Source organism: Prevotella sp. C561, from assembly GCF_000224595.1.
In the GTDB taxonomy this organism is placed as follows: Bacteria; Bacteroidota; Bacteroidia; order Bacteroidales; family Bacteroidaceae; genus Prevotella; species Prevotella jejuni.
On record NZ_JH114145.1, the window covers coordinates 15,694 to 33,536 of the forward strand.

General features: G+C 41.0%; 19 protein-coding genes. 10 read left to right on the forward strand and 9 right to left on the reverse strand.

Features of this window, described 5'->3' with window-relative positions; genetic code table 11:
• Positions 1–150: 150 nt before the first annotated feature.
• The 4 genes from HMPREF0666_RS07775 (at position 151) to HMPREF0666_RS07790 (ending at position 3,119) form a co-directional block, all read left to right on the forward strand.
• Entirely contained in the window at positions 151–333 is a 183-nt protein-coding gene (locus tag HMPREF0666_RS07775; protein ID WP_009011841.1) for a hypothetical protein, read from the forward strand.
• A 175-nt stretch (positions 334–508) separates the two neighbouring features.
• Positions 509–721, forward strand: coding sequence for a hypothetical protein (locus HMPREF0666_RS07780; RefSeq protein ID WP_009011843.1), 213 nt, complete (start codon positions 509–511; stop codon positions 719–721).
• Positions 722–766: 45 nt separating this feature from the next.
• Positions 767–2,329, forward strand: coding sequence for a hypothetical protein (locus tag HMPREF0666_RS07785; protein WP_009011844.1), 1,563 nt, complete (start codon positions 767–769; stop codon positions 2,327–2,329).
• Positions 2,330–2,648: 319 nt separating this feature from the next.
• A complete protein-coding gene (locus tag HMPREF0666_RS07790; RefSeq protein WP_009011845.1) occupies positions 2,649–3,119 on the forward strand; it encodes an HU family DNA-binding protein in 471 nt (156 codons plus the stop codon).
• A gap of 345 nt (positions 3,120–3,464) precedes the next feature.
• Here HMPREF0666_RS07790 and HMPREF0666_RS07795 read toward each other — a convergent pair whose 3' ends face one another.
• From HMPREF0666_RS07795 to HMPREF0666_RS07805, 3 genes are read right to left on the reverse strand one after another with little or no spacing between them, the layout of a single operon-like run.
• On the reverse strand, positions 3,465–4,034 hold the full coding sequence (locus HMPREF0666_RS07795; RefSeq protein WP_009011846.1) for a UpxY family transcription antiterminator: 570 nt from the start codon (positions 4,032–4,034) through the stop codon (positions 3,465–3,467).
• A 25-nt stretch (positions 4,035–4,059) separates the two neighbouring features.
• Positions 4,060–4,629, reverse strand: a complete 570-nt coding sequence (locus tag HMPREF0666_RS07800; protein ID WP_009011847.1) for an aminodeoxychorismate/anthranilate synthase component II — start codon at positions 4,627–4,629, stop codon at positions 4,060–4,062.
• Between the two features lie 29 nt (positions 4,630–4,658).
• Positions 4,659–5,324 (reverse strand): phosphoribosylanthranilate isomerase, encoded by a 666-nt coding sequence (locus HMPREF0666_RS07805; protein ID WP_042856177.1) that lies wholly within the window; start codon positions 5,322–5,324, stop codon positions 4,659–4,661.
• A gap of 243 nt (positions 5,325–5,567) precedes the next feature.
• On the opposite strand from HMPREF0666_RS07805, the gene HMPREF0666_RS18450 reads away from it, so the two are divergent.
• Complete coding sequence (locus HMPREF0666_RS18450; protein ID WP_009011849.1) at positions 5,568–5,696, forward strand: hypothetical protein; 129 nt, start codon at positions 5,568–5,570, stop codon at positions 5,694–5,696.
• Positions 5,697–5,703: 7 nt separating this feature from the next.
• Positions 5,704–6,360: a ribulose-phosphate 3-epimerase gene (gene rpe / locus HMPREF0666_RS07810; RefSeq protein ID WP_009011850.1), complete on the forward strand. Its 657-nt coding sequence runs from the start codon at positions 5,704–5,706 to the stop codon at positions 6,358–6,360.
• 94 nt (positions 6,361–6,454) lie between these two features.
• On the opposite strand, the gene HMPREF0666_RS07815 is transcribed toward rpe, so the two are convergent.
• Positions 6,455–7,051, reverse strand: coding sequence for a sigma-70 family RNA polymerase sigma factor (locus HMPREF0666_RS07815; RefSeq protein WP_009011851.1), 597 nt, complete (start codon positions 7,049–7,051; stop codon positions 6,455–6,457).
• Between the two features lie 121 nt (positions 7,052–7,172).
• Positions 7,173–7,661 (reverse strand): DUF6359 domain-containing protein, encoded by a 489-nt coding sequence (locus HMPREF0666_RS07820; protein WP_009011852.1) that lies wholly within the window; start codon positions 7,659–7,661, stop codon positions 7,173–7,175.
• Between the two features lie 704 nt (positions 7,662–8,365).
• Between HMPREF0666_RS07820 and HMPREF0666_RS07825 the strand changes: the two genes are divergently transcribed.
• Positions 8,366–8,998 (forward strand): hypothetical protein, encoded by a 633-nt coding sequence (locus HMPREF0666_RS07825; protein ID WP_009011853.1) that lies wholly within the window; start codon positions 8,366–8,368, stop codon positions 8,996–8,998.
• Between the two features lie 990 nt (positions 8,999–9,988).
• Here HMPREF0666_RS07825 and HMPREF0666_RS07830 read toward each other — a convergent pair.
• The 4 genes from HMPREF0666_RS07830 to HMPREF0666_RS07845 form a co-directional block, all read right to left on the reverse strand.
• Positions 9,989–11,557, reverse strand: a complete 1,569-nt coding sequence (locus HMPREF0666_RS07830; RefSeq protein WP_009011854.1) for a peptide chain release factor 3 — start codon at positions 11,555–11,557, stop codon at positions 9,989–9,991.
• A 128-nt stretch (positions 11,558–11,685) separates the two neighbouring features.
• A complete protein-coding gene (rfbD, locus tag HMPREF0666_RS07835; RefSeq protein ID WP_009011855.1) occupies positions 11,686–12,573 on the reverse strand; it encodes a dTDP-4-dehydrorhamnose reductase in 888 nt (295 codons plus the stop codon).
• Positions 12,574–12,585: 12 nt separating this feature from the next.
• On the reverse strand, positions 12,586–13,194 hold the full coding sequence (locus HMPREF0666_RS07840) for a DUF4924 family protein (RefSeq protein ID WP_009011856.1): 609 nt from the start codon (positions 13,192–13,194) through the stop codon (positions 12,586–12,588).
• 2 nt (positions 13,195–13,196) lie between these two features.
• Positions 13,197–13,889 carry a LysE family translocator gene (locus tag HMPREF0666_RS07845; protein WP_009011857.1) on the reverse strand — a complete coding sequence of 231 codons (693 nt, stop codon included), beginning with the start codon at positions 13,887–13,889 and terminating at the stop codon, positions 13,197–13,199.
• A gap of 130 nt (positions 13,890–14,019) precedes the next feature.
• On the opposite strand from HMPREF0666_RS07845, the gene HMPREF0666_RS07850 reads away from it, so the two are divergent.
• The 3 genes from HMPREF0666_RS07850 (at position 14,020) to HMPREF0666_RS07860 (ending at position 17,832) form a co-directional block, all read left to right on the forward strand.
• Positions 14,020–15,021, forward strand: coding sequence for an ROK family protein (locus HMPREF0666_RS07850; protein WP_009011858.1), 1,002 nt, complete (start codon positions 14,020–14,022; stop codon positions 15,019–15,021).
• A 432-nt stretch (positions 15,022–15,453) separates the two neighbouring features.
• Positions 15,454–16,023: an L-threonylcarbamoyladenylate synthase gene (locus tag HMPREF0666_RS07855; protein WP_004361264.1), complete on the forward strand. Its 570-nt coding sequence runs from the start codon at positions 15,454–15,456 to the stop codon at positions 16,021–16,023.
• Positions 16,024–16,035: 12 nt separating this feature from the next.
• Positions 16,036–17,832: a chloride channel protein gene (locus tag HMPREF0666_RS07860; protein ID WP_009011859.1), complete on the forward strand. Its 1,797-nt coding sequence runs from the start codon at positions 16,036–16,038 to the stop codon at positions 17,830–17,832.
• Positions 17,833–17,843 lie beyond the last annotated feature (11 nt).

Below are 17,843 nucleotides of genomic sequence, written 5' to 3' on the forward strand. Positions count from 1 at the left end.
TATGTCTATATACGTTCTTGCTACTAAATAATGCCTGTTTATTCTCCTGTCAATTTAATAATTTTAGTTTATTCTATAATTTTTCTGTAGTTTTCTTTGCTGTTTTAATATCTTTTATTACTTTTGCAGTCGAAACAGAGAATAACGACAATGATTCAGACAATAAATATTAAAACCACAACGAACAGCGCCTTTTATGATAAAGGTGTTGTTGCTGTCGTACCTGTAGCTGAATCATTAAGTACTGAGAGTAAAAAAGATGAAAGAAATATTGCAAAATATTTGGTAGTTCCAAATATTTGTATACTCTCTCTCTCTCTCTCTCTCATATAGGCCAGGCCTAACCTCCCTACTTTTTTCTTCACGCATACGCGCGCGAGGCGTGCCGTGCAACCCCTGTAAACAAAGGACTTTTCGGAGTTTCCTTTGTTCGCTTTTTTGTATCCCTACGTAAACGAAATAAGAAGAAATTAAGCACGAAATAATAACTATTTTAATTGATAAAACAATGGAGAAAAAGAAACAAAAGAAGAACTATTCTGCACCTAATTGCGTAATAGTTCAGGTAAACGAAACCACTAATTTAATGGCGGGGTCTCCTTTTAATGGTCAGCATAACCCAGCAACACCTGGAGGAACCATCAGCAGTGCTAAGCAAGCACCAGCATGGCAGGGAGCTGACAATGAGAACGAAGACGATTTTTCCGCTTGGGAAGACTAACAGAGAGTTATTAACAAAGAGAACTAAGTAAAAATCAAGAAAACAATGAAACGACATTCATTCATCACACGACTAGCATCTTTGGCTGTCGTGTGTGGTTTAACATTAGCCTTCGCCTCTTGTGCAAATGATGAATTGGCACAGAACGGCAAAACCTCCACTGACGATAAAGGGTTAACCGCATTCAGTACTGGCGAACCTGCAACACGCACAACCATGGAGGCAGATGGTACATTTTATTGGGAAGCAGGCGATAAGATTTGGGTAAAGGACGATAGCGGCAATTGGAAGCAAAGTAGCAACTCGCCAACAGGCAAGACTGCCTCTTTTAAGTTCTTAATGCCTGGTAAGTACACCGCCAAATCTTCATACGAAGTTTATTACCCTGGCAAGAATGGTAGTCAAGATAAAGTAAAGATTTCAGATAAGCAGAAACAAACAGAGCCTAACACCACTACTCACTTTGGTGCATCAGGTGATTGCGGTATAGCCAAGGCAACACGCAACGCTACAAGCCACGAGTTCGAGTTCGCACTCGACCACAAGGCAGCTTACCTTGTTTTTAAGCCTTACACAAGCGATGATGTTCTAAAGTATTGCTATCTCACTAAGATAGAAGTAACATCAGATAACGACATTGCATCTACATCTACTTACACCCTTGATCCAACTGCAGATACCGGTGCAGGCGCATTAACAGGAACAGGTAATGGAAAGCAGATTGTGCTTGAAACCAAGGGTAGTGGTGCTTATGCAAATGGTTTCCCTTTGACAAACACTTCTGCTAACTTAACAACTAATGGTGCTTACATGGTTATCAAGCCCGGTACACACATATTAAGAATTCGTTACTGGGTAAAGGATGTTGCAACGAACATAGAGGGGACAATTACCAAGATCATTCCTTCTCATACCTTTGCAAAGAATGAATACGTCAACATGGAAGCTGATCTGCAAATAAAGAACTACGATGGCGACCATTATTATATGTGGGATGCAGAGAAACAATATTGGGAAGGTTATGAATGGACAAAGCACTTGTCAGGAAACACAGGTCAGTCAACTCTAAACGATAACAGTTCTCCAAATTACCCCCAGAATAACAGTGATGTGTCTCGTTGGTACCACGCGGGGGGCGGTTCAGGTCGCTTTGACGCTACCCAGAGTTGCGCAGGTCTTCCCAACGTGAACGAGATGACATGGTACGCTACAAAGGGTGATCCCCATTGGGACACAGACGAATTATGGACAACCATGGGGCATTTATATAAAGGTGGCATGTGGTTTAAGAAGAAGGCAAACATAATAGGATTCAACTCTAACACAGCCTACGACGGATCCGATTGGCGAACAAATGGCGGTGGAGCCTCCTGGTCTGTAACTCTGGCTATCCCCGATGCGGCTGACGCTGGTAATTATTTCTACCTGCCCGCCTTGGGTTACTACTACTCTGGTCGGCTGTACGACGTTGGCAGCAAAGGCTACTATTGGTCGTCAAGTGCTCTCCCATGGGGCAACAGCGCGTTCGACCTGCGCTTCTACAGTGGTACCGTCCTCGTGCGCAACGACCCCCGCTTCTACGGGTACAGGGCGGAGGTGCTTGAGTAGTTCTCGCAATTGCTCCTTTACAGGTGTCGTCCTCTAAAAGGCGAGGATTAATACGAAAAAACATGACAAAAGAGGGTGAAAATAGTCCCTTTATAAGTACTTGATAATCAGGGGGATTATAAACAGGGTACCAAGGTATGATACTTAGGGGGGCTAAGTATGATACTCAGGTACCCTAAGTATGATACTCAGGTACCCTAAGTATGATACTCAGGTACCCTAAGTATGATACTTAGGTACCCTCAGTCCCATACCGAGGGTGGCTCGAATAAGAAAATAATTTACAAATCATATTTATCAACTTTAAAACATTAATATTATGGCATTTTTTAAGAAAGTAAAGAAGAAGTTGACAGGACTATGGTATCCAGAAGCAATAACCGTTGGGAAGCCCGTAACAACCGACCAAGTGGCTGACCGATTAGCATTGATTTCGACTGTGAGTCGCGGTGATACGTATGCTGTGCTGAAAGATTTAGGCGGCGTAATGGCATCCTTTATGGCTGAAGGTCGCACGGTGAAGCTAGAGGGCGTGGGTACATTCTACTATACAATCAACGCTGATAAGGGCATTGCAAAGCCAGAAGAAGTGACGGCAAAGCAGATAAAGGGCATCCGTGTCCGCTTCATTCCTGAGACCTCACGCACACAGAGCAATAAAGTTGCCACTCGTTCGCTGGTTTCTGATTCTATCTACTGGGAAGAGTGGAAAGACGAAAATGTGAAGAAGAAAAAAGAGGAGAAAGAAAAGCAGACAGGAGGAGGAGGCCCAGTAGCAGGGCAAGAGTGAGGGATAATATTGGGCTAATAAGGCTAATGGGACTAATAGGGCCAATAAGGCTAATAGGACTAATAGGGATTAAGGCTAATAGGGCCAATATTCAAGAAAGAAAAAGTTCGGTTTTAATAATACTGAATTGATTAATTTAGTTTTAATTATGTTTCCAGCGGGAAGCCATTGATGTGATATCAATGACGATACATCGGTAATTTAATTTTCGTTTCTTGCCCCTGTCACCATCCTTGGTGTTAAGGGGCAAGTTTTTTCTTACAGTTTTCATAGATAATCAGATTCCTATTCACATGTGTTCGGGACGTAGGGAGGAGATTCCTATGAGGAAGGGTAAGGGGGCTGTTATTTACCCTCCATAGGTACACAGCACCAGCGGGAGACTTTGAGCATAACGCCTATACCTGGTATTTCTTTTAGGAGATAATACTTCTTACTTGATCGCACCAGTCGACCTGTCATCCCTTTTAATGGTCCAAACTTAACAAGAACTTCGTCCCCAGCTTTCATTTGTGCCTCGTCTGAAGATAGGAATTTACGCATCGTTATCTCTGGATTACACATCAAGCGGAACTCATACATTTGGTTATGAGGGATAAGAGCATACTCTTGTGAATCCTTAGCTTTCTTTACAACGCTAATCTTATAGTTGGCTTCCTGTACAATCTTCTGAAATGAAATTTCTTCTCTAGGTTTCTTAACAAAGATAAGATTGCGAACAACAGGACGAAGAACAGTGTGTGGTTTACCGTCTCGTCCCTCAATGTCAACATACTGTTCAGGAACGAAAGATTCCAAGTTATGACTTTTAAAATAGGTTCTGACCTCTTCAAGTTTCAGTGTGAATAGTTTCACTGCATACCACGGTGATCCGTCGTCAATGACTTCGTCTGTATAGCTTGTCGCTTTTGTCATAGTAAAGTACAAGATTTATTATTTGTTAGATGCGTAACCAATTCGCCATAATCTTCTTCCCGTCAGGTGTTAAAACACTTTCTGGGTGGAACTGTATACCATATATATTATGCGTCTTATGACGTAAAGCCATGATTAATCCTTCCTTGCTTTCAGCGATAACCTCCAAGCAATCAGGAAAGTTGGTCCTTTCTACGACCCAGCTATGATATCTTCCCACAAGGAAATGTTTAGGAAGACCGTCAAACAAAGGGGTATCAACGACTTGTGTTGTTTTTGTTGTCACACCATGAAAGACGTCAGACAAATTCTTCAACTTTGCTCCGAACACCTCGCCAATAGCTTGATGGCCCAAGCAAACGCCCAAGATAGGTTTTACGCCAGCATACCGATGAATAACATCCAATAGTAGGCCTGCTTCTGAAGGAACCCCAGGGCCTGGACTCAAAACGATACGGTCGTAAGCATTCAAGTCTTCAAGGGAGAACTGATTGTTACGAACTACTGCCACGTCAACTCCCAATTCCTTAATGAGATGAACAAGATTATAGGTGAAAGAATCGTAGTTGTCAATGATAACACAATTTGTTTTCATTCGTGTATCAACCTTTTAATCGACGAACCTTACTTTATCTTTTCAAGAAAGTCCTTCAGTAATGCAACGTCCTTTATTGCTGGTGCGCTCTCAAACTTCTCGTTCACACTGATACCATAGAACAGAGGGTGGGAGAGACCTTTGATTTTCTCAATATCTTCAGTACCAATATTTCCACTTACAAGGAAAGGAACTTTCCCGTCGTACGCTTCCAAAAAGCTCCAATCCTTTAGATGTTCTTGGAGTTCAAAGAGGAAATAATCCACTCCCTCAGCATATTCCTTGTATTTCTCTATGTCCTCACGTTTTGTGATAACAAGACGCTTCATTATCTTAATTCCCGCATGAATGTCTGGGTCAAGAGTACGACGAAGATTGTCAATCATCACGCTACTCTCGTCTCCATTGAGCTGAACAATATCAAGATTGAAATTAACAACACGTGTAACAATATTCTGTGGCATGTCATCAGCAAAGACTCCACAAAGAACAGGACCTTTTTTCTGTTGGGATAGTTTGTCTGAAGACAGGTCAGAAAGGCTACTATAGTCAGGAATTATCCCCGCACATGATGCTATTTGACTCACATAACGTTCGCTGTTAGGAATGAAATCCAATCCTATCCAGTCTATGCCAAGTTGAGAAACCTCGTGAATATTGCGGGCATCACGCATGCCACATACCTTTATAATCATATAGATATAAAATTCTCAAATACTTTTACGCTACAAACTTACATAAAATTATCGAATTATGAGCCTGTGAGATAGAGAAAAGCTTGTCTCTTCAAGGGAAAGATGGGTAAAAAGGAGCAATGCAAGAGTATTCTGATAGAATTAATACATATAAAGAAGAAATATTCTTGTAAAGAGATATAATAATATCTAATTTATATCGTTTAGAAGATATAATAACTCTCAATAATACATTTCCAGCCTATGGTAAGAATATTTACTTCAGAAGAACTTAAGCCGTCTGAGAAGACGCTTAACCTCATCCGACAGATAGCTTATACCTATCGGGTAATTAAAGTTAATGGAAAAATGCAAACCTTTTGCTTGAACTAAGTCTTATATGGAAACAATAGTATCACCTTCTCTACTCTCTGCAAACTTCCTTCATTTGGATAAGGAGATTGAAATGATTAACGAAAGTGAGGCCGATTGGCTCCACATGGATGTTATGGATGGTGTTTTCGTCCCTAATATCTCTTTTGGATTCCCTATACTTGATGCAGTCGGAAAGGTTTGTAAGAAGCCTATGGACGTTCATTTGATGATTGTTCATCCAGAGAATTATATCCAACAGACCGCTAAGTCGGGTGCTGCAATCATGAATGTCCACTATGAGGCATGTGTTCATTTACATCGAACGATACAGGCTATTCATGATGCAGGGATGAAGGCGGGTGTAACCCTCAATCCTTCAACACCTGTCAATGTACTTGAGGATATCATTGGCGACGTAGATATCGTTCAGCTCATGAGTGTTAATCCTGGTTTTGGAGGACAGAATTTCATTGAAAGCAGTATTAAGAAGGTTCAACGTCTTCGTCAACTGATAGAGCGTGAAGGTAGTAAAGCCTTGATAGAGGTAGATGGTGGAGTACAAGCAGAGACAGCCCCTCGTTTAGTGGAGGCAGGTGTCGACATACTTGTTAGTGGTAGTTATGTCTTTAAGGTAGCTGACCCAAAAGCAACAATCCACTCTCTCAAGCAGTTGCATAGATAATTATAAGGTATAAAGCGACCCTCGCTTGTTTCAACTACATTGTAGAGAAACAAGCGAGGGACATTTTATAATTAATTCAAAGAGGTGTAAATCTTTATGCTAACTGTAGGTTCACCTTGTGTTCGCGAACCATTCTTCTTAGGTTGAAGATGGCATAACGCATCCGACCAAGACTGGTATTAATGCTAACACCTGTAGTCTCAGCAATCTCCTTAAACGACATCTCTTGATAGAAACGCATAAACACTACTTCACGCTGTGTCGCTGGAAGAAGATTCATCATGCGCTTTACGTCAGAGAGCGTCTGGCTGTTAATGAACTGACACTCAATGTTGTCGATGACAGTATCGTCACCACCAACATTGGATAGGTCGTTGTCTTTGGGTGCGTCAATCACCTTGTCAGCACGTTGTGCACGATACCAATCCATGATAACGTTATGAGCGATACGCATAATCCATGCAGAGAACTTACCAGTTGGTGAGTATCTGCCCTGTTGCAACTTCGTGATAATCTTTACGAAAGTCTCTTGAAACAAGTCATCAGCAGCATCCCTATCATGCACAACGAACAGAATATACGAGAAGAGTTTCGACTGATTGCGTGACAGCAACAGGTCGAATGCATCGTTGCTTCCTTCAATGTATGACAATGCCAACTGCTCGTCGGTCATCTCATTCAGTTTCTTCATTTTTAATTCTCTTTCTTATGAAGTAGAAGTATGTCGATAGGCTTTTCTAACTTTTACAATTATTTGGTGTTGCAAATATAATCATTTTTCTCTTTTAGAGCAAATGTTTCATATAAAAAAGTCATTCGTCAAGCCATTCAATGGCCAATATGTGCTTTTTTATACCTGGTATTCCTAAGTATTTCTGTTTAATGCCTAAGAAAGCTATCTGCCGTCCATAGTTTTGTGGATTACTATCTAAGGCAATGTTTTCTTTCATTTGTTTGTTAACCATCTGAATGGATATAACCTTGTCAGGGTCTGATTCTTCTGGGCTATCAGCCAACAAGATAGCCGTATTATACGAGAAGGGAGGTTCCCATTCGGCTTGTTTGATACTTCGTTTACATGCGCCAACGATATAACCCTGTACCCAGACAGCTTTGTCTCCAAAGTTTCCTTCGATGAACTCCTCCACACTATAGACCGTCTCGTCGTCGACGGGCGTTGAAGAAGGTGTTTCTTTCTCTGTTTCTTCTTCCTGATCATTCTCGGAGGGCAGAATTGTTTTGCCACAACCTGATAGGTAGATTACGGCTAATAGTAAGATGAAAAACTTATTCAGTTTCATAGACTTAGGTTTAAAAACTGGTACAAAGATAAGTAATCATTCGTTACTTGTCAAGTAAATCAGTATTTTTCTGATGGAAGAGTAGTCTGTGTTACAGGCGACTCTAATCCTTCGAAGACTGTAGAAGTGAACTACGAATTAATCTAATTATTCGAGTAAGAGTGGTGGCAAATATGAGTTAGAATCTATGAAAGGATGAGAAACTAAAATAGAGAAGGAAAAGTATCAATTTATACGAATTTAGTTTTAATGTTAGTTGCTGTCATTTTAACATTTACTCGTATAGCATTGTAAATAAGTTATTTAGCTCTTTGAAAGTGATGACAGATATGACAGGAAACTTCATTTCTACTTTTTTCGTCTATACAGAATACGGGGAACATTCGCTAAGGATTTTGTTTAAGATGATAAAAAAAGAGGTTGGTGCAGGAAGCTACCAACCTCGAACATGATTTAGCAGAATATCTAAATCAATGAAAAACACATCGCAAATATAGGGCAAATAATGTAATAAAGCAAATTTTACCAATAAAAAAAGATGTTTTTAACATTGTAAGCGCACACATGTGTTTATGTGAACTTTGCTTATACATGTCGAAGAGGATAAATAAATGGCTATACTTTGATTAATAATTGCATATATCATAATTATTACCTATATTTGCATTGTATTTAAACCTTTATATTAATTAAACTAATTTATTATGAATCGAATTTTACGCTTTGTTTTTGTAGCAGCATTTACTGCTGTTAGTTCTTTATCATTTGCTCAGAAGACTGTGACTTTTGAGCTTTCGTCAGCTGAAAGCTATAAACAGTTTGGATTAGCGGGCCAGTCATCTCAAACATCCAATGATGGTGATTTTACAGAGGATAAGTCTGTAACTTCGGGTGATGTAAAACTCACTGTCTCTACAAGTGGAGTAAAAACTGCAAACCGAATGTGGAAAGGTTCGTTGAGAATGTATGGTGGAACACTTACTGTTGAAAGTGCTAATGACAATATAGTTAAGATAGTTTATGCAGTATCTTTCAATAATTGGGATGAGAGTAACAATGTTAATAATCAGGAACTTAAGATGACTTCGGAGAAAGATGGAAAGAACGTCTATAAATTCTACAATTGGACTGGAGTCTCAAAGAAAGTAGTCCTCAATGTAAAAAAGGCTTTTCTCAGAAGTGTTACAATAACGACAGTCTCCGCTACTGGTATTAAGAACGTTCAGACGATAGAGGTAAATGAGAAAGCACCAATCTATAACCTTGCTGGTCAGCGTGTAAGTAAGGACTACAAAGGTGTAGTTATACAGAACGGTAAGAAGTTTGTTCGGAAATAGACAGACTATCGTACTGTTGGGTAATTATCTTCTGTATAAAGTCGACCTTGACATCTGTCGATATGGAGGATACCATTTATGAATACCTCTCTTAATCTCTAATTGATAGATAAAGGGATTGTACAGGTGGTGTTGCTGCTTGATACAAGTAGTGTACATGTTGAATACCAACGATTTTGTTGTCCCTATATATTGATTGATAGAGGTTACAAAAGTAATAGGAGTACTTTTTTTCTCTCCTTTCCCTTCACCGAAAGGAGAGACATGATTAGTGAGGTTACCCCAGTGAAGGTAGCCTCACCTCTAACTCCTCGCCGATAGTAGCGGGGAGGAGAATGTGAGCTTTCTTCTATAAAGTGGCTGATAAAAGGAGATAGGACGCTAAACATGTTGGTTTAAAATATGGTATTATTTTGGTAATCACGACCATCATTGTTTGGAGAGAGGATAGAGGGGAGCGAAGAAGAGGCTCTTCTTTATTCAAGAACATGCCCTTCTGGGCTATAGAGGACGCCCTTCTTGGGGCAAGAAGGGTGTCTTCTTGAAGGCTGTGTGTAATAGTCTGATTCATTGGGCGTTATAAGCTCGTTTTAGTGAGATATGTCATTCCTGTTTTGAAGGAGACAAACTCGATGATGTGTAATGGTTTTTTATGGTGATAATGCTACCATCGAGGAGGAAGAGGAGCGTCTGAAACATCACTCGAAAAGTTGGTTGAGTAGGTGTATTCTACCTAAAATGCCATGTAATATAATGGTAGGGTAGGATCTGTAAATGGTTAGGAAAGGTTTTTACCTTTTCTATGCAAAGATGATATTGATTACTCATAAAGAGAAACCTCAGGTGCGTGTGCTAAGTAAAATAAGTCCAGCAGGGTAATCTCTTTAGTATAAGTGAATAATAGCGAACCCCTTTAACTCGTTCTGTCATATAAAAAGCGCCAAAGAATAGACATACTCTTTGGCGCTTTAATCTTATCTTGTCCTAAGTTTAGAACTCACTTGTAAAGTGGAAACGGATATGTTCAAAGTCTTGTTGTGCCATACTTAGAACGTAACCAGAGTCTGCGAGGAAGACATCACGCCCCTCAATATCCTTAGCCATATACTGGTATTTACGCTTCTTAAAGTTCTCTAACTCTGCCTCATCATCAGCCTCAATCCAGCAAGCTTTGTAGAGGTGTACTGGTTCCCAACGACATTTCGCATTGTATTCATGCTCCAATCGATACTGAATAACCTCAAACTGAAGCTGTCCAACGGTTCCCACGATACGACGGTTGTTGAATTGGTTTACGAAAGACTGTGCGACACCTTCATTCATCAGCTGTTCAATACCTTTTTGGAACTGCTTAGACTTCATTGGGTCATCGTTCTCAATATATTTGAAAAGTTCTGGAGAGAAACTTGGCAGACCACGGAAGTGGATGTTTTCTCCCTCAGTTAGTGTGTCACCAATCTTAAAGACACCACCACTATCAGGCAGACCAACGATGTCACCTGGGTAAGCCTCCTCTACAGTACTCTTACGTTGTGCCATAAACTGAGTAGGGGAGGAGAAGCGCATCGTCTTCCCGTTACGCACATGGAGGTAAGGTTGGTTGCGTTGGAACTTACCCGAACACACCTTACAGAAGGCAATACAACTGCGATGATTAGGGTCGATATTGGCTGTAATCTTAAAGATGAAGCCAGTAAACTTTGGTTCAGTAGGTTCTACAACACGTTCCTCAGCCTTAGTAGGACGTGGACTTGGGGCTATTTCAACGAAGCAATCGAGTAATTCTTGTACACCAAAGTTATTTAATGCAGAGCCGAAGAACACTGGTGCAACCTCCGCACGACGATAAGCCTCGACGTCGAAATCTGGGTAAACGCCATTTACTAATTCAAGGTCGTTGCGTAACTGTTCTGCAAACTCAGCACCTACTTGTTCATCCAAGTCATTCGAGTTGATGTCTACCTCAACCTTCTCAGTCACACGCTGTTTGTTAGGTGTGAAGAGGTTCAGCTGTTGCTCGTAGATGTTATACACACCCTTGAAACGCTGACCCTGACCGATAGGCCATGAAAGCGGGCGTACACTAATCTTGAGTTCTTCCTCCAATTCGTCTAACACCTCGAACGGGTCGCGACCTTCACGGTCCATCTTATTGATAAAGATGATAACAGGTGTGTTACGCATACGGCACACCTCCATCAACTTACGTGTCTGTGCCTCCACACCCTTGGCCGAGTCGACAACGATGATAGCCGAGTCAACAGCTGTCAGAGTGCGATAAGTATCTTCTGCAAAGTCCTGGTGACCAGGCGTATCGAGGATATTCACTTTATAATCTTTGTAGTCGAACTCCATCACAGAGGTCGATACAGAGATACCACGTTGCTTCTCGATATCCATCCAGTCAGACGTAGCCGTCTTACGTATCTTGTTGCTCTTCACCGCACCAGCAACCTGAATCTGACCACCGAAGAGAAGGAATTTCTCAGTCAAAGTAGTCTTACCGGCATCTGGGTGAGAGATAATGGCGAACGTTCGCCTGCGTTCTATTTCATTCATCTGTATTATGTTCTTTGGGAGTAAAAGTCTTGTCTACAGTTGGTTAAGCCGAAGCCAACTATTTCCCCTTTATGTTTTCAAGGAAGATGACGGCTTAACTTTATCTCATCCAACTTATTTCTTCACTCCTATTGTTTGTCTTGTTCCTGTAAGCCTTTCATGCACTTCTTAAGAGAGTCAACCCAATATGGAATCTTTATGTCGAAGGTCTCTTTAATCTTAGTCTTGTCGAGGACTGAGTAAGCAGGACGTTTAACAAGAGAAGGGAACTCGTCGCTGTGGCAAGGAAGGATGTCACATGCTGTGTTACCTGCAAGTTCTGCAATCTTAATGGTGAAGTCATACCAGCTACATACACCCTCGTTAGAGAAATGATAGGTACCATTATTCCCCTCATACTTGCGGTTCTCAACGATATCGAAGATAGCATCTGCTAAGTCGCCAGCGTAGGTAGGAGTACCACACTGGTCGAAGACAACCTTCAACTGTGGTTTAGTAGCAGTGAGATTCATCATTGTTTTCACAAAGTTATGGCCGAACTCACTGTAAAGCCATGCTGTACGAAGAATAATATGGTTGACACCAGTAGCCTGAATCTTCTCTTCTCCATGTAGTTTTGTAAGGCCATAAACACCTGTAGGAGTACCCTTCATGTCCTCTTTGCAAGGAGTGTTGTAAGGGTCGCCACCGAAGACATAGTCAGTGCTGACATGAACGAGCAAGCCACCCACCTCTTTCATTGCCTTTGCGAGGTTCTCTGGGGCAACGGCGTTGAGTAGTTCAACAATCTCGCCAGCAGTCTCAGCTTTGTCTACATTGGTCCATGCAGCGCAGTTGATGATACATTCAACCTTATTGTCATGTACCATCTTGCGGATATCCTCCAAATTAGTAATATCCAACTTAGTATATCCTTCACATACATCAGTGAAGATATAGTGGTCTTTACTCTGCTTAGAAACAAGCTGTATCTCGTTGCCAAGCTGTCCGTTAGCTCCTGTAACTAAAATATTCATACGCTATCTCCTTTATTCTTCGCCGAAGTCTAATCCTTCAGTCTTATCTTTTATGTAATAGTCTGATAACATACCAATGAAGGTTGTTATCTCGTTAAGTGCACGAGTTGTCTCTGGTGTAATTTCTTTCTTCTGCAGACGAAGCATCATCACACCATAGAGGAGGTCGAAACAAGTCTCTATCTCGCTCTTTCCTAACTGTGCAGCAACGGTCTTCAGGCGTTCGTCATTCATACGAGCCATCTTGTCTGCTGTGCGCTTAGTCTTACCTCTTAGTTCAACAATGAAAGGCAGAACACGGTAGTATTCAGCGGAATAGAAAGGAAACTTAGACGATTGCAGTAACTGTGCGTGTAGTTCTGTCAAATCCTGCATGAGCACCTTATTAATCTGCAGATGTCCACCTTCACGGCAACCCTCTTGGTTCATCATACGAACAAGGTCGCCAAACCAGTCTTCCTCTTCCTCCTTTTGCTCGTCAGTATATTGGAATTGGTCGATATATTCTTTGCGGATTCGTGTCAATGAACAGCCGTATGCACGGATAGTATCTTCTATCTGCCACATGTAAAGCAGGTATTCTGCTATGCTCTTTTTTCTTAATTCCTTCGCTACAAACATAATTATCCTTTCTCCATTAATCCGTCAATAGTTGGTAAATGATAGAGATTAAACACTGTTCCCAAAAGCATAATGATAGAGAACAGGATGACGACAGCACCTATCACCTTATTTATAATAAGGATACCATTGACATCGAACTTCCCTCTAATCTTGTCTATCAGCCATGACAAACCATACCACCATAGCAACGCACCAGCTGGGACGCAGGCAAAACCAATAATCATCTCTAATGGACGATTAGGTTGTACGAATGCAAACTGTGCGTATGATGCAATGAAAAGAAAGATAATCAAGGGGTTAGAAAGCGTTACTAAAAAGGCTGTAACACCATTGTGGAAGAGTGAACCCTTCTCTTTTCCGCTCTGGTGAGCTTTCTTCATCGGGTCTGATTTGAAACAATATACACCGAAAAGCAGCAGTAACACGCTTCCTGAAATCTGTAAGATCAACTTGTAGGTTGGATTCTCTAAAGGAGCCATGATAAAGCTCATGCCTAATCCAACAATCAAAGCATAGATTGTATCACTGATGGCAGCACCGATACCTGTTATAAAACCATACCAACGCCCCTTGTTCAAAGTGCGTTGTATACATAATATTCCAACTGGACCCATGGGAGCTGACGCTATAATACCAATGAGTAATCCCTTAAAGATAAAATCCAGTATATCTAATTGAATAGGAAATTGCATGCTTGTAATTTTGGGTGCAAAATTGCAAAAATAATACGAGATAAGCAAATTTACCTAACAAAACTTTGTGGTATTCCACTTTTTTCATAACTTTGCCCATAGTATATTCAAACTAAAAACTTATTATGTCATGGACGTAACAGAGCAGAAGCCAGTTGTAGCTGGATTGGAAAAGCCATTTGTAATTGGCTTGGACTTAGGAGGAACAAATGCTGTATTCGGTGTCGTAGATCAGCGTGGTCAGGTACTTGCCACCAATTCTATTAAGACACAAGCTTATAAAACAGTCGACGATTTTGTAGAAGCAGGTGTAGAGGCAATACGTCCTCTCGTTGCTAAATATGGTGGAATAGGTCAGTTCCGTGCTATGGGTATTGGTGCACCTAATGGTAATTTCTATCGTGGCACGATTGAGTTTGCACCAAACCTCTCATGGGGACACGATGGTGTTGTGCCATTGGGCGATATGTTCTCACAGAAGTTAGGTATTCCTGTTGGTCTTACCAATGATGCGAACGCTGCTGCTATCGGAGAGATGCAGTATGGTGTGGCACGTGGCTTGAAGGATTTCATCATGATTACCCTCGGTACAGGCGTAGGCTCAGGTATTGTTGTTAACGGTCAGATGGTTTACGGCTCTGATGGCTTTGCAGGTGAGTTGGGTCATATCATTATGGTTCGTGGAGAGAAAGGTCGTACTTGTGGTTGTGGTCGTACAGGTTGTTTGGAGACTTACTGCTCTGCAACAGGTGTTGCTCGTACCGCTCGTGAGTTCTTGCAGAATAGCAAGGAAGACTCTTTGTTGCGTGAGTTGAAACCAGAAGATATTACTTCTTTGGATGTTTCTATTGCTGCTGGTCGTGGCGATGCACTTGCTAAGCGTGTTTACGAGTTCACTGGTAATATGTTAGGTGAGGCTTGTGCTGATTTCGCAACCTTCTCTTCTCCAGAGGCTTTCATCTTCTTTGGTGGTCTAACTAAGGCTGGTGACTTGTTGATGGAACCTATCATGCGTTCTTATAAGGAGCATGCTTTGGAAATCTTCAAGGACAAACCAAAGTTCTTGGTAAGTTCGCTTGACGATGCTGCCGCTGCCGTTCTCGGTGCTTCAGCTATTGGTTGGGAATTATAATATAAGGTATATAGTTTCGGCTTCTATGAGGTGGTGCGTATGGCTATCCGCTTAATAGAGCGTGAAACGAAATGTACATAATGTAGGGACAAACACCCTTGTCAGTCTTTCTATATTAGATAGGTAGAACTGACTTACGAGGATGTTTGTCCTTTTCGTGTTTGTTATCCATATCTTTGTTTTCGTGTGATATATCTTTAGTGAGGGTATAGCTATGTTATAAAGAAGAGCAAGATAAAGGACAACTTATTGGTTGTAAGGATTTGTTCTACCATAGGTAAGTTTATAGAAGAGTCTGCTTTTAAAGGTTCCTCCGAACATTAATCACTCTTTGTAGACTTTCTTTTTATAGTTTTTGTTTTGTGTTCTCGTTTTTTTAATCTAACTTTGCGAATACTTATAATACTTAGAAAGAAAAAACAATAACAGAAGATGAAACAGGAAGACGACATCAAGAAAGCGATTGAAGTGATGAGAAAGGGTGGTATCATTCTTTACCCAACTGATACAGTGTGGGGTATAGGTTGCGATGCTACCAATGCGGAAGCTGTAGCAAAGGTATATGCCTTGAAACGCAGAGATGATTCGAAGGCTCTTATTTGCTTAGTTGATTCTGATAACCGACTTCAGCGTTATGTTCGCAATGTTCCTGATGTTGCTTGGCAGTTGATAGAAGCTGTTGAGAAACCAACAACATTGATTCTTGATGGTGCTGTTAATCTTGCTCCAAATCTGATAGCAGAAGATGGTTCTATAGGTATTCGCATTACAAAAGAGCCCTTCTCACATGAGTTATGCTATCGATTCCAGAAGGCTATTGTAAGTACTTCGGCAAATGTCAGTGGTGAACCTGCTGCGCAGAATTATCGTGATATCTCACAGGAGATTCTTGATGGTGTTGACTATGTTTGTGAGTCAAGACGTCAGGAACACAAACCACATACTCCATCCAGCATTATCAAATTGGCTGCTGATGGCGAAGTAAAAGTTATAAGGAAATAATTGAATAGATAGATGAAAGTATCAGGTAGTCAGGAGATTATTTCTCGACTTGATAATTGGCGAAAGAATCATGTTTCCAATCGCGAGTTAGTCTTAGTACTGGCGTTTGCTATTGGTCTTCTTGCTTCATTGGCAGCATATATTCTTCACTTTATTATCAAATTGATAGAGGAATTAGTAACCTCTGGTTTCGATGTTGCAACGATTAACTGGCTCTATCTCATCTATCCAATCGTAGGTATTTGGCTGACAGGTCTATTTGTTAAGTATGTTGTACGTGATAATATTTCGCATGGTATTACGCGTGTCCTCTATGCTATTTCTACGAAACAATCTCGTTTGAAAGCTCATAATACTTGGTCCTCTATCGTTGCTTCTGCCATTACGATTGGTTTTGGTGGTTCGGTAGGAGCAGAGGCACCTATTGTGTTGACGGGTTCAGCTATTGGTAGTAACCTCGGACGTGTCTTTAATTTAGATAATCGCACACTCATGCTTCTTGTGGGTTGTGGTGCAACGGCGGCTGTATCTGGTATTTTCAAGGCTCCAATAGCAGGATTGGTATTTACATTGGAAGTGTTGATGGTCGATTTGACCATGGCTTCTCTTTTGCCGATATTGATTGCATCAGTGACGGCAACGTGTTTCTCCTATTTCTTCACAGGTGGTTCGTCAATGTTTCATTTCCAAATGGATAACATCTGGGGACTTGATCGCGTTCCACCGACAATCTTGTTAGGTATCGGTTGCGGTTTTGTATCACTCTACTTCATGCGCTTAATGTCATGGTGTGAGAATGGTTATGGGAAACTTTCTTCTAAGCCTTATCTGAAACTTCTTGTAGGAGGCTTGGTGCTTTCTCCGCTTATTTTCCTCTTTCCCTCTCTCTATGGTGAAGGCTATGATAGTTTGAGATTGTTTATAGAAGGAAAGACAGAGGCTGACTGGATGCAAATCATGAGTGGTTCTATGTTTGCTGAAAAGTCAAATTTCTTACTGCTTTATGTGGGCTTAGTTGTAATGACGAAGGTCTTTGCAACCAGTGCAACAAATGGTGCAGGCGGTTGTGGTGGAACCTTTGCGCCTTCTTTGTTCATTGGTGGCTTTGGTGGTTTCTTCTTTGCTCGTTTTTGGAATATGGAGCAACTTGGTGTTTATATTCCAGAGAAGAACTTTACGCTCTATGGTATGGCAGCTGTGATGTCGGCTGTGATGCATGCACCTTTGACGGGTATCTTCCTGATTGCTGAGCTAACAGGCGGTTATCAACTCTTCATCCCATTGATTATCGTGACTATCAGTTCTTATCTTACGATAAATATCTTTGAACATCATAGTATATATGCTGTACGTTTGGCAAAGCAAGGTAAACTTCTCACACACCATACAGATAAGTCTATCCTCACTTTGATGAGTATGGATAAGATTATCGATCATGACTTTACATCTGTCGGACCGGATATGGAGATGGGAAAGCTTATTCATGCTATCAGTTCAAGTCGCAATGATTATATTCCTGTGCTCGATGAGTCTCGTAAGTTATTAGGTGAGATTGATATTAACAATCTACGACATATTATTTTCCGTACAGAACTTTATCACCGTTTCCATGTCAATCAATTGATGTCGCCACCAGCAGCAATGCTCGGTGTCAACGACCCAATGGAGGATGTGATGAAGACTTTTGAACGTACGGGTGCACAGTATTTACCTGTTGTGAATATTGATAGCCAGTTGGTTGGCTATATCTCTCGAGCTCGCCTTTATAGTATGTATCGTCAGTTTGTAGCAGATTTTAGTGCAGAGTAAAATAGATATCT